The organism is Priestia sp. LL-8, from assembly GCF_036227845.1.
Classification (GTDB): domain Bacteria; phylum Bacillota; class Bacilli; order Bacillales; family Bacillaceae_H; genus Priestia; species Priestia zanthoxyli.
In genome coordinates this window covers 928,860-941,582 of record NZ_JAZAQH010000001.1, presented here as the reverse complement: position 1 = coordinate 941,582, position 12,723 = coordinate 928,860, and the positions used below count along the sequence as shown (strand labels likewise).

Annotated in this window: 10 protein-coding genes and 1 riboswitch; of the genes, 2 read left to right on the top strand and 8 right to left on the bottom strand. The window is 37.9% G+C overall.

Annotation, left to right across the window (positions count from 1 at the left end):
- Positions 1 to 104: 104 nt before the first annotated feature.
- Both U9R83_RS04830 and U9R83_RS04825 read right to left on the bottom strand, forming a co-directional pair.
- The gene (locus tag U9R83_RS04830) at positions 105 to 1,430 is read right to left on the bottom strand and encodes an NCS2 family permease (RefSeq protein ID WP_013055656.1); all 1,326 of its coding nucleotides are present in this window, start codon (positions 1,428 to 1,430) and stop codon (positions 105 to 107) included.
- Between the two features lie 489 nt (positions 1,431 to 1,919).
- On the bottom strand, positions 1,920 to 3,263 hold the full coding sequence (locus U9R83_RS04825) for a 5'-deoxyadenosine deaminase (protein WP_014461356.1): 1,344 nt from the start codon (positions 3,261 to 3,263) through the stop codon (positions 1,920 to 1,922).
- A 521-nt stretch (positions 3,264 to 3,784) separates the two neighbouring features.
- On the opposite strand from U9R83_RS04825, the gene U9R83_RS04820 reads away from it, so the two are divergent.
- Positions 3,785 to 4,354, top strand: coding sequence for a YkoF family thiamine/hydroxymethylpyrimidine-binding protein (locus U9R83_RS04820; RefSeq protein ID WP_328575075.1), 570 nt, complete (start codon positions 3,785 to 3,787; stop codon positions 4,352 to 4,354).
- 53 nt (positions 4,355 to 4,407) lie between these two features.
- On the top strand, positions 4,408 to 5,037 hold the full coding sequence (locus U9R83_RS04815; RefSeq protein WP_209368324.1) for a hypothetical protein: 630 nt from the start codon (positions 4,408 to 4,410) through the stop codon (positions 5,035 to 5,037).
- Positions 5,038 to 5,280: 243 nt separating this feature from the next.
- Positions 5,281 to 5,380: riboswitch (SAM riboswitch) on the bottom strand.
- Between the two features lie 169 nt (positions 5,381 to 5,549).
- Here the strand turns inward: U9R83_RS04815 and U9R83_RS04810 are convergent.
- The 6 genes from U9R83_RS04810 to U9R83_RS04785 form a co-directional block, all read right to left on the bottom strand.
- Entirely contained in the window at positions 5,550 to 6,869 is a 1,320-nt protein-coding gene (locus tag U9R83_RS04810) for an aspartate aminotransferase family protein (RefSeq protein ID WP_226700953.1), read from the bottom strand.
- Positions 6,870 to 7,229: 360 nt separating this feature from the next.
- Positions 7,230 to 7,817 carry a histidine phosphatase family protein gene (locus U9R83_RS04805; protein ID WP_226700952.1) on the bottom strand — a complete coding sequence of 196 codons (588 nt, stop codon included), beginning with the start codon at positions 7,815 to 7,817 and terminating at the stop codon, positions 7,230 to 7,232.
- 12 nt (positions 7,818 to 7,829) lie between these two features.
- Positions 7,830 to 8,636, bottom strand: a complete 807-nt coding sequence (locus U9R83_RS04800; RefSeq protein ID WP_042992294.1) for an alpha/beta fold hydrolase — start codon at positions 8,634 to 8,636, stop codon at positions 7,830 to 7,832.
- A 36-nt stretch (positions 8,637 to 8,672) separates the two neighbouring features.
- Positions 8,673 to 9,047: a J-domain-containing protein gene (locus tag U9R83_RS04795; RefSeq protein WP_226700951.1), complete on the bottom strand. Its 375-nt coding sequence runs from the start codon at positions 9,045 to 9,047 to the stop codon at positions 8,673 to 8,675.
- Positions 9,048 to 9,490: 443 nt separating this feature from the next.
- Positions 9,491 to 12,364, bottom strand: coding sequence for an ATP-binding protein (locus U9R83_RS04790; RefSeq protein ID WP_226700950.1), 2,874 nt, complete (start codon positions 12,362 to 12,364; stop codon positions 9,491 to 9,493).
- On the bottom strand, positions 12,354 to 12,722 hold the full coding sequence (locus U9R83_RS04785) for a response regulator transcription factor (RefSeq protein ID WP_115653157.1): 369 nt from the start codon (positions 12,720 to 12,722) through the stop codon (positions 12,354 to 12,356). The genes U9R83_RS04790 and U9R83_RS04785 overlap by 11 nt, the downstream gene beginning before the upstream one ends.
- Between the last annotated feature and the right edge of the window lies 1 nt (position 12,723).

Sequence of the window (12,723 nt, the reverse complement as noted above, 5' to 3'; positions counted from 1 at the left end):
TTACAATTATCTAAAATAAAAGAAAAGCTTCATTCTTTCACGATGTTCTCTGACAAGGACTCAGTAACAAAAAAAGACGTAGCTTGAGGCTACGTCTTTTCTTCCTAATGGGAACTCATATAAAAATTGATAAAAAAGGCAATGGTGATTACATACATCATCCAATGAATTTCGCGATGGCGTCCTGTAAACAGTTTAATCGCTGTGTATGAAATGAAGCCGAATGCTAACCCTTCTGCAATGCTGTAGGTTAACGGCATCATGACAATTGTTAAGAAAGCGGGAACAACCTCAGTAAAATCGTCGAAGTTAACGTTTCGAATGTCACTTAGCATAAGCGAACCAATAATAATGAGTGCTGGAGCAGTAGCAACGCTTGGGATAAATTGAATAAGCGGTGCAAAAAACAAGGTAAATATAAATAAGATGGCAACCGTTAATGCCTTTAAGCCGGTACGTCCTCCTTCGGCAATACCTGTTGCATTTTCAATATACGTATTTAGTGCTGTGCTTCCAAAAATAGCACTCGCCATTGTACCGATTGAATCCGCTGCAAGCGCACGATTTAAACCTGGAATTTTACCGTTTTTATCTACTAAATTTGCTTTTTTAGATAGTCCAATCAATGTCGCCAGCGTATCAAACAATTCTACGATGGTGAAAGAAAATACAACTGAAAAAATACCGTAGGCAACTGCACCTTTTAAATCCATTTGAAAGAATGTTTCTCCGACGCTTGGCGGCGTAGCTGAAAAAACGTCTTTCACCGAATGAGGAACTGCTTGTACTCCTACAATCATCGCTAATATTGTCGTAGCAAAAATACTTATAATGAGAGCGCCTTTTACATTTTTAGCCATCAGTACAGCTGCTAATATCAGCCCAAAAATAGCCAGTAAGGGGCCTTTATCCATGACATTTCCAAGTCCTACAAAAGTAGACTCGTTTGCCACAACTAATCCAGCGTTTTTCAAACCGATAAACGCAACAAAAAGACCAATTCCAACTGCTATTGAAGACTTTAATACGTTCGGAATGGCATCAATAATCTTTCCGCGTATTCCTGTTACCGTTAAAACAAAAAACAACACGCCGGATATAAAAACTGCTCCAAGTGCCGTTTGCCATGACAACCCTTGCCCTAATACGACTGAATACGTAAAAAACGCATTTAAACCCATCCCTGGACCGGTTACAATCGGGAAATTTGCCCATAGGGCCATCAGTAACGTACTAAATACAATGGCGTAAATGGTAGCTGCAAGAGCCGCTTCTCGGGGGATACCCGCGTCAGACATGATAATGGGATTGACGATTACCATATAACTGACCGTCATAAAAGTTGTAAGTCCTGCTAGTATTTCTTGTTTTGGTGTTGTGTTGCGCTCTGATAGTTTAAACAAGCGCTCTAATATTCCGTTACGCTCCAACACGCGCGCCTCCCTACTTCTAAAAAAAATAAAAAATCCTACCTATTCAAATGTCCTAAAAAGGACACGATTTAGGAGGATTTTACGTTTCAAAGTAAAATCTTTTGTCCTATTATAGTCTTAATTTGTAGATATGCAAAGGTAGAAAACGCTATCATTATAAAAATTTTTATCTTCCGTTAGTTTGGAATTTTGAAAATTTATTTCTCTTATCTTTTTAGTCTGTTGCAAGAGTACCCTTTTTACTCATTTATACAAAAAAGAGATTGAGACATAACTAAATAAATCCATTCTAAAGACAAAGAAATGGAATAACCGCAGAAGTCTACGCCTTGTCCTCCAATCAACAGCTAGAAGCAACTAAACAGATGAAACCTACGTTCACCTTGACAACAAAAAACTCGAATTATTAATCAATAACTCCGATTAATAATTCGAGTTTACTTCCACTAAAATACTTTTATCCCAGCCTCTTCTTCGTTTTACATCTTACGAAATTAAAAGTGGAATTCTTTTTAAAAGACGATCAATCGAACGATTTGCCTCTTTTAGCACGATTCCCTGGTCAATTGTTTTTAGCACGCGATTTTCCATCAGAATTTCTCCATCAACCATCGTTAACTCTACATCTCCTCGCGTTGCTGAATACACAACTCTGGAAATAGGGTCTACGCCGTAAGATGGAAAGGTATGAAGCTGATTTAAATTTAAAATGGCAAGATCCGCTTTTTTCCCAACCTCTAAACTTCCAATTTCTTTTTCAAGCCCAACTGCTTTCGCTCCGCCGATTGTAGCCATTTCGAGCACGTGCTTTGCATTCATGGCCGTTGGTCCGTAAGAGGGTTTATGAATCGTAGCGGCCAGCCTCATTTCGTTGAACATATCCAAATTATTATTACAAGGAGCACCATCAGCGCCAAGACTTAAAAATACACCTTGCTCTAATAAACTGGGCACATCTGCGATTCCCGATGCAAGTTTTAAGTTTGAGCCTGGGCAATGACTGACTTTTACTCCTTGATTCTTAATAATTTGCTTTTCTTGATCGTTTAGCCACACACAGTGCGCTAAAATAAGGCGCTCATTGGCTAATCCTAAATGGTCTAAGTACATGATATTTCTCATACCCGTTTCAGCTTCTACAATGCGAATTTCTTCTTGATTCTCAGAAGCATGAGTATGGACATGAACATTATAGGCAGCTGATAAATGGCTCACTTCACGCAGCAAATCTTCCGTACACGACAGCACAAATCTTGGGGAGAATGCATATCGAATACGACCGTTATTTGAATTATGCCATTTTTCAAGCAACTCTACACTTTCTTTGATCGAGTCAGCCGTTGTCTCCTGCAGAGCTTTTGGCAGATCGTCGCCTTTTTTATCCATCATTACTTTTCCTGCAAGAGCTCGGATTCCACTCTTAGATATAGCTTGAAAAGCAGAGTCCGTATGATGAACCGTTTCCATATCTACAATTGTTGTAGTCCCGCTTTGAATGAGTTCGCCGATCCCTAACAGTGCTGAATAATAGATAGATTCTTCATCATGCGAAGCTTCAAGAGGCCATATTTTCTTTTTAAGCCAGTCTAGCAGCTCTAAATCATCTGCTTGCCCTCTAAAAAGCGTTTGACATAAATGAATATGAGTATGTATAAAGCCCGGCACAATCGTTTTATTTGCTGCATCAATGACTTTATCTACCTTTTCCGGATGCAGGTTTTTCCCGATGGCTGCAATACGATTTCCCACAACATAAAGGTCACCGTAAATAATATCATTCTTCTCATTCATCGTAATAATCTCTGCATTTTTAATTAATGTGTGCGTCATACCTTCTTTCCCCTCTTTCGTAACATCTATCTATTTCTAGCTCAAGCCGAACACTAAATCTTCAAGCAATCTTTCTTACACTGGTCTTAAATATATATGGTGCATGCTCTGAGTTGAATAAGTGTAGATAACCTCATGGGCGATAGAGACTTTGGGTAAAAAAAATTCCTAGCTGATTATACAGCTAGGAGGTTGGATTTATGATAAAATCCCAAGTCCCTTTTTCAAGAGGTTATACGAAATCGCAGGAGAATAATGTGATCTTGTATATATAATATGGTGTTTTCAGTCTACATACCAGCTTTTTGTCAGAAGTTCTAACATTGTTTTTTTATTCTTTTTCGTTATGTGACTTTTCTTAACACCCTTAATTTTCATGTTATGCAATTTATTTTCGTTTCTTCTATGTAATATTGCCTAAAAATAAAGAATCTATCTTCTGTTTCTATACAAAATAGAAAAGTTATTTTATGATTTGTATGATTAAAAAACTACAAATCTATATTTTAGGGGTGATTAACTTGGAAAAAATAAATGTTGGCTGTCGTTTTACACTTTCCGTTATGAGCGATAACTTCATTGATATTATTTTAGGTGCACTGAACGAAGTGGATATGTCTAAAGTTCAGCGAAAAACGGACCGTGTTAGCACGTTTATTGAAGGAACTGCCAAAGACGTATTTGAAGTTGTGGAAGCCGTTTATAAAAGTGCTGGAAAATCAGAAAAGCATATTGTTCTGAATGCCACGTTTTCAACAGGGCGTCACGAAGAATATTTCGAAGAAAGAAAAATAAAACCAAAAGAAAACATGTCTTCAACCCAACAGCTTTGTGCTTCGTTCCCTGTATCCACTCAATTTTCTTTGTATCCATTAGATACGCCGCATTATGTAGACATCATCAAAAGCGGAATTGACGCAGTTAAACAACAGGGAGTATTTGCCGAAACCGTGCCTTTTGCAACAGCTTTAGAAGGAGATGTGGACAAAGTATTCGCTTCTCTATACGAATGCTTTATGAAATCTGTACAGCAAGCTCGTGTCGTGATGACAGTTAATACGTCAGCACACAGTCCTTCTTCAAAACGATAAATTACTTCTTATCTATTTATAACAATAGGGTACTAGAAAGGATTTATATAAATATGGCTACAAAAAGAACGTTTTTTTCTTTTTTCCTGATAATTGCATTATTATGTCTATTAATCGTACCAAACTCTGTTATGGCTAGTGAAAAACCTGCTCATTTGACGGTTGCTTCTTACACGCAGTTCTTGAAAGCACAAAGTGATAAAAGTTCACTGTATGAATTTTCAAAACTATCGCGTCAACAAAAGCAAAAAGTTGTACAATCACTAAGGGATCCATCTCTGTTAAAAATGGATATTGAAGAGATTAGCGGCACGGTCGAAGCTGCAAGTACAGCAGCATACGGAGCAAGAACAGCTTCACCTTTATTCAAAACAGCAGCTTATACGGCTTCTTATAAAGCGGCTGGATTTACAACAACAAAACTAACGGTGTATGTAGATTATTACACGAAAAGCTCCTCGGTAACTTCAGTTAAAAGTGTACGAGGTGTGGTCACAAAAAATGTAAACCCCCTTGTGTCTATTACAAAAAAGAGCTCAAAATCTTGGGTACAAAATAATCGCGCCTACGGGCGAATTGACTGGCAGTGGAAAGTTGCAGCTAAAAATGCTGGAATCAAAAGACAAACCGCTTATGGTACGGCTTCTGGCGTTTCAGGCGGATCTACAGCTACAGTCAATTGATAATGAGGAATAAACGATGAAAAAAATGATGTGGTGGATTATTAGTATTACGACCGGGGTACTTTTACTAGGAATTCTGGTAGGTTATTTATCATTTTACAGCATATAAAAACAGCAGGTAATTTCGCCTGCTGTTTTTTATTTAAATGTCATATTCTTGTCATAAAATTAAAACCTCCACTTACAGTGTCTAGGTGCCTGTAAGAAGAGGTTGGGATCACAATTGTTAGTAAACCTGGTCTCTTCTTATCTTTCAAGCACTGCTTGTGGGAGTTGGCACGGTTCTATAAAGTCCGTTGCCGAGGTTTCACAGGGCCTATCCCTCCACCTCTCTTGATAAGAAGTTTGTCGAATTTTGTTGATAATTGTTGATAAGATAAATATTATGTTACATGCTGCACAAACAGATGTCAACTACTTTTCAGAAAATTGTTTTCCCTCTAAAACTATGATATCGCTACCATTACTATGACAACTAGGTTACAAATATATAAATTTTTTATATTTTTTTATTACGCTTTTACAGCTGACTTTTTCTCAAAAGAAGTAATAGCTTCATCTAGCATACGAATGCCGGCATCTATCTGTTCTTTTGTTACAGTAAGCGGAGGTACCATGCGAATAACTTCACTTGCATTTCCGCAAAAATAAAATAACACGCCTTTTTCTAAAGCTAAGTCCAGAATCTCAAATAAGGCGTCTCCATCGCCTTCTCCCGTATCCGGATTAACAATTTCAATTCCAATCATAAGTCCTAAACCACGGATATCCCCAATAACTGAATGTTTGTCCTTTAAAAGATGCAGCTTTTCTAACGCATAAGCGCCCATTTTTCTCGTGTTATCGAGCAGTTGTTCTTCTTTCATCACTTCAAGAGTTGCAAGGGCTGCTGAACATCCAATAGGATTTCCTCCAAATGTTGTACTATGTGTGCCAAGAGGCCACTGCTTCATTAGTTCTTGAGAAGCTACCGTTGCACTAAGCGGAATTCCAGAAGCAATTCCTTTTGCTATAGCCATAATATCTGGTACGACATCAAACGTTTGTCCAGCAAACCATTCGCCGGTACGGCCAAACCCTGTTTGCACTTCATCGAAAATAAGTAATATTCCATGACGATCACAAATCTCTCTTAACTTCTTCATCCAACTTTTCGGAGGAATAATATAGCCGCCTTCTCCTAATACTGGTTCCAAAATAACGGCCGCTACTTCTTCAGGCGTGACTTGGTGCTTAAAGAGTATTTCAAAATCTTTTTCAAGCTTTTCAGTAAAGTATACATCGCTGTCTAGATCCGCAGGGCACTCTTTTGGATTGGCATATGGAATTTGATATGTCAGTCCCGAAGGCTGCTGAAATTGTCTATATTTGCTTTTCGATGTTGTAACACTTAAAGCTCCCATCGAGCGGCCATGAAAACACCCTAAAAAAGAAATAACATACGGACGTTTTGTAACATGCCTCGCTAATTTCAAGGCTCCTTCAATTGCTTCGGTGCCGCTATTTCCAAAGAAAAAGCAGTCTAAATTGCCCGGCGTTACTTTTCCTAACTCATCGGCTAATTTTAATATCGATTCGTACATAATCACACCTGAAGGACCGTGCAATAATTGATCTGCTCCGTCTTTAATTGCTTTTACTACTTTCGGATGTCTGTGTCCTACATTTGTCGTAGCGATTCCAGAAGTAAAATCGAGATATTCTTTACCATCCAATCCATAATAATAACATCCTTCTTCTTTCACAACGGGCAGATTCGGATGGTCTTTAGCCATCGTCGGTGCTAGCAACTCAGGCATTCTTTCAAATAAGTGACTCCAATCTTTTGACATACTACATCCTCCTTGAAATTATACAAATCAATTAATCTTATTCCGAAATATAGTTACTTATTAAACAATATTAGGAAATTCAGTTATACTAAACGCTTTAATAGAATAGTAATAAAACTTATTTTACTATGCATTTTTATTAAAATCAATTGTATAAATATTTATATATAAAATTAATATGCGGAGTCTCATCCCTTCCGCTTTTCACGCAGGAGTCTTCGCCTTGCCCTCCAATCAACAGTTAGAAGTACTTACATATACGAAACCTACGTTCACCATCACCATAAAAAAATCCGAACGATTAATCGTTCGGATTTCCCCTCAACTAAAATGCTACTGTCACAGCCTCTTTAAGTATATTTATTCAAGATGCTTGGCATCGTTGATCGTTTCAAGACGCCATTTTCCACTTTCATAAGCAAAAGTTGTAATTGATGTATTTTGTAAAATAGTAGTCCCTGTTCCTTGTTCTCCACTTGTTACATGATGAATGAATGTATTAATTGCTGCCCCGTGACTAACAACTGCTACTTTCTTTCCGATAGACTTCTTCATAATTTCCGTTAACCGCTGAACCATCCGTTCTTGAGCGGCTTCGAGTGTTTCGATATTATATAAAGGCTCTTCTCCCCAATTTGTCGCATAGTTTGGCACAAGCTCATGCAGAACTTCTACATTCTTTGATTCTAGTTCTCCAAAAGAGCGCTCACGCAGCTGCTCACAAACCTCGACTTTCTCTACTTTAGCAGCTGCTGCAATTTCCCTAGCCGTCTCCTGCGCACGAAGCAAATCGCTTGTATAGATTACATCAATATGGATATCTCGAAAACGTTCCGCTACGCGTTTAGCTTGTTGCTTTCCCGCTTCGTTGAGCAGAATATCAGCATGCCCTTGAATAAGTTTGTTTTTATTCCAATCTGTTTGGCCGTGCCTAATTAAGTAAAGCATCGTAATCCCCCTTTAATCTCGTTTTAGAAATTGATAGACAGCTTTATCAACCTCTGAGCTTTCATGTAAATCCGAATGTGCTTCATGAAACGTTTGGAGATGAATGTGTTCGGTAAACTCTTGCAGTCCGTACGCACTTTCTACTGTTACCACTCCATCTGTCTTATCTCCAACGTCTCCTGCTCCTGAAAAAACGTCGATTTCTTTTGAGAAATCTTGACGACTTTCGTACAGCTTATTTAACGCTATAGAGTGAAAAGCTAAATCACGAGCACCCATAGATTCAATATGATTGCGTGCATGAGGGTACATCTCCATTAACTCCTGATAATCTAATCCTTGAATTGGCGACCCTAACGTAACTAACTTTTGAATATATTGAGGGTTAGACAAACTAACAGCTGCTGCCGTTACTCCTCCCATACTATGTCCAACTAAATCAACAGAAGATGCTTTATATGTATCACGTACATCTTGTATAATAGCTTCAATCCATTTTTGCTGCTGTGCAATACTGGCATCTGGCTTTTTAAAGACGATATGAATAAGCGGAAGTTTTCCCTCTTTTGCTTTCATAATATGCTTCCACTGAATAGCTCCATCTTTTTGAACAACGCAGTAGCCTACTTTAGTTCCCCATCCGTTTTGTTCAAATCGTTTAATCATTTTCCCTAAGCTTTTTTGACTGCCTAAATAGCCATGAATAAATAAAACCGGCACATTTTTCGATTGGGCACCTCGTTTTATTTGTGGGGCAAAAATATAAAAACAAAGCGAAATAAATAGTATGATACTGATCAATAAAATTAACAGCCGCAAGTTCTCACCCTCCGATCGTCTCGTCCATTACACTCATTAATGAAAAAATTTGGAGTAAATTTTATTCTGATACGTCCTATAAGCTGCAGAACTTGTCATCTTTTTCTTGTCAACGAGCTGCTCAAAGCGCAAACGCTTTTCCGTAAGCATCTCTGTTAGCCTTTGTTCTTCATTAGCATCTGTGCATATAGAAATCAATTCTTCTATTGTAGCCATATCTCGTTTTAGCTCTTGTTCATCACTTATCATATTTGCATTTTTTAACATTCTATATGCTTGGCGCAGTTCTTCAGGTATATGTGACAAATCTTCTAACTTTAATGGTTTTCCTTCCCCAGGCAGCTTATCAAAGTCACCGTCTTTTATTGCTTGTCTAATTCTTTCTTCAGCAATTATATACGCAATATCCAAGGAAAGACCTCCTTTAAGCAAATATAAAATTCAATCTTACCTTCTATATAAAAGATGTATAACAAACACAGCTTTTATAACCGTATTTTTTATTATACTATGATTATAAAAATTGAACTACCTTCACTTCTTGGATAGACTCCCCTCCCTTTGTGAAATAATTCCCAGAGCTTCATGCCTTTCGCTATCAAACTTTCTTAACTAGCTGAAATTCAATAAACGATTCTGCATCAGGTTTTGTTATCTTATCTTACTATATTTATACAAAAAAGCCTCCTTACGCATGTAAGGAGGTGGAAAAAGGTAATTCTAAGGTCATCATGTTATGCCTACTTTCTATAAAACCACAATTTGAGAACGTTTTCAATGTTTTTTTATCTTACTTTACTAATTTTCTTTTTATATGGTGAGGCTCCGCAAAAATAACGGAGCTGCCCACATTTCTACTCTTCTTTATCCGAAGGAATCATAATTTCTCCTTCATGCTCTTGCCTTTTCAAAAGCAGATGGAGAATCGTTTTGGATAATTTACTAGGCTGATAAGGTTTAATCAGAAACTCACACACTCCAAGCTCTAATCCTTTGCTTCTTTCGTCTAAAGCAGATGAGATTAAAATAGGAATTTTTTCTGTCTCTGTATTTTCTTTGAGATGTCTTAAAACATCCCATCCGTCTAACTTATTTTCTCCTAGCATAATATCTAGAACAACCACTTCAGGCTTTTGCTGATGAATAGAGTTTAATGCGTCTTCTCCATTGTTAAAATACCGAACGTGAAAACCGCTTTCTTTTAATTCTACCTGTAAAAGCGTCGCTAAACTTTTATCATCTTCTACAATCACTACGCTTTTACGGTTATCATTCGTACTTATCATCTCTTCATCGTACTGAACTTCATATAGAAGCGGGAGAACAACCGTGAATGTTGTTCCTTTTTTCCATTCCGATTGTACAGTAATGTCTCCACCATGAGCTTTTACAATTTCTTTTACAATTGCTAATCCTAGACCCGTTCCGCCAATTTTGCGCATATCGGAGTTATCTACTCTGTAGAATTTGGTAAACAATTGACCTAGCGCTTCACTTGGTATACCAATTCCTTCATCTTGAATATCAATATAAACAGCGTGTTCCTTTTGATACACTTTAACTGTAACGTTCCCTCCATCGGGCGAATATTTCACTGCATTGCTAATTACATTATTAAACAATTGCAGCAGCTTATCTTTATCTCCCATTACTGTAAAATGCTCTTGATCAGAAATCATATCAAATTCATGCTTATTTGTTTGTATTTTCTGGACCTCAATCACCTGCTTAATAAGCGGCAGAATGTCTTGATACTTTTTATCGTAGGTTTGTTTCCCCGCTTCCATTCTTTGGACGTCCAGAAAATCGTTGATTAAAGACGTTAACCGCTGTGCTTCCTGATAAATAGTAGTTAAATACTTCTTCTGCCTTTCTTCTTTTAATGTTTTGTTTAGCATAAGCTCAGTGAACCCTAATACGCTTGCTAAAGGTGTGCGCAGCTCGTGACTCACAGTGCTTACAAATTCCGACTTCATCTGATCAACTTCAAATTCTTTCGTAATATCACGATGAACGAACAATACGCCAAACATCTGACGGTTTCGATATACGTATTCGCTATAAACTTTTATAACTTTTCTCTTACCCTCCGTGTGCAGGTAATAAACAAAAGACTTTTCTACTTGCTCTCCCTTACAAACGGCTTCAACGTATTGTCTTAGCTGCCCTATATTTTCGACTTTTTGAGAGAGCGCATCTAGCCATTGATCGAGAGAGAGCTGAAGAAGCCCGCTTTGATGCTCATATTGAAACAATTCGCTAATCTTCGTATTCACTTGTAGAATCGTACCGCTTGTATCTACAAGCTGCATTCCTTCTTGAATCGAATTTAAAATATCTTGAGATAGCAATCGGTCGTGCTCAGACTCTTCGTAAATATAAATTTTTTCAAGAGCAATTGTGATTTGTTTGGCCAGTATTTCAAATGTCTGTAATTCATGTTCTGTGTATTCATCCGCGTAGCGGCTGTAAAACATATAGGCTAGCATATCTCCCTGTGAAGACAGCACCGGTACGATAACATCATACAAATAAAACGTTTGCTGATGATATAGGCGCTCATGTTCTGTACACTCTCTTTTTACTACCATGCATTCTTTCGTCTGCTGTACATGATCAACATAATTATTATGAAGATTTGCTACCATCTGTTGAACACTGGATGAAGAAAGCCCAAATGAGGCATGTGTCTCTTCATCAGCTAGCATAATAAAGCCGTGATCAGCTTTCATCACCCGGCTCATGTTTGTGACAGCACTCGTGAGAACTTCTTGCTTGTGAAGAGAATTTGTTAGTCCGTGCACAAATAAATTGCGCAATTCTAACTCTCCTTCTCGTTCCTTTGTCAGTTCTAATGCGTGCTGAAGTTCATCTTGCTGGCTGTGCAACTCATCTTGCTGTGCAATCAGCTCCTCGTTTTGAGCCGTTAACTCCTGTTCATTATTTTGCAAAGTCGATACCATTTTGTAAAAGGCCTGAGATAGCATACCGATTTCGTCTCTTCTATGTTCGTCAAATGTTATAGGCATTTCTTTTCCGGCAGCAATCTCGCTTGCCGTATATGCTAGCTGACTCAGTGGCTTTACAAACTTATTTAGCAGTACCCGTGTAAGTAACAATAAAATGACCACTGTAAACGCTAAAAATAAAATAAAAAGCGTTTGACTTTTCTGCATGTCACTCGACGTATCATCGTACTGTACATTTAAGTCTTTGGCTAGTTCGTTTTGGTAATCATCAAGTTCTCTTTGCATTTGTTCAATTGATTTAGAAGCAGCTTTCCGCTCAGAGTTAGAGCGGACTCCTTCAATACCTTCTTTGTCATAAATATCTTTAAAATAAGGAAGCGTTTGATTAAAGTACGTATTTAGCATCACAGTCGCTTCATTTACAAACGTACGTTCACGTCTATCTGCAGCTAAACCTGAAAGTCGATTAAGATTTTCTTCAATGATTCTTTGCTGACTTGTAGCCTGTTTGTACATATCCTCTGAATCAAAAGCAATAAAACCACGAGCCTGCAAAAAAGCTCTGTTCATTGATTTATCAATTGTAGATAACAGCTGTGCCTTTTCTCGTACCTGTGCCCTGTACTGGGCATAATCAGCTGTAATTTCTTTTTGTCGTACGACAAGAACAGTTGAACCCGCCGCAAAAGCAAGTAAAAGGACACTTGCCAAGATAATAAACTGAGTTGAAATACTTTTTCGTTTTAGTTTAGTGTTCATGTAAAATTTCCTCAACACGTTCGGCCAGTAAAAGCGGGCTAAACGGCTTAGACATAAAATGCGTAGCCCCCGCTTCTAACACTCGACTTTGATCAGCAGCTTGATTCTTAGCTGAAAGCATCAATACTTTTGTATGGCACTTATCTTTCATTTCTTTCAGCTGCTGAATGACTTCAAGCCCGGTGAATACGGGCATCATATAATCCAAAATAATTAAGTCAAAATCACGTTCTTTAATAAACTCCAAAGCTTCTTCGCCATTTTCTGCTTCCGTCACATCATGTCCTTCATCTTCAAGCGTATCCACCACCAACATACGAAGCACTTCTTCATCTTCCGCTAATAAAATTTTGGCCATT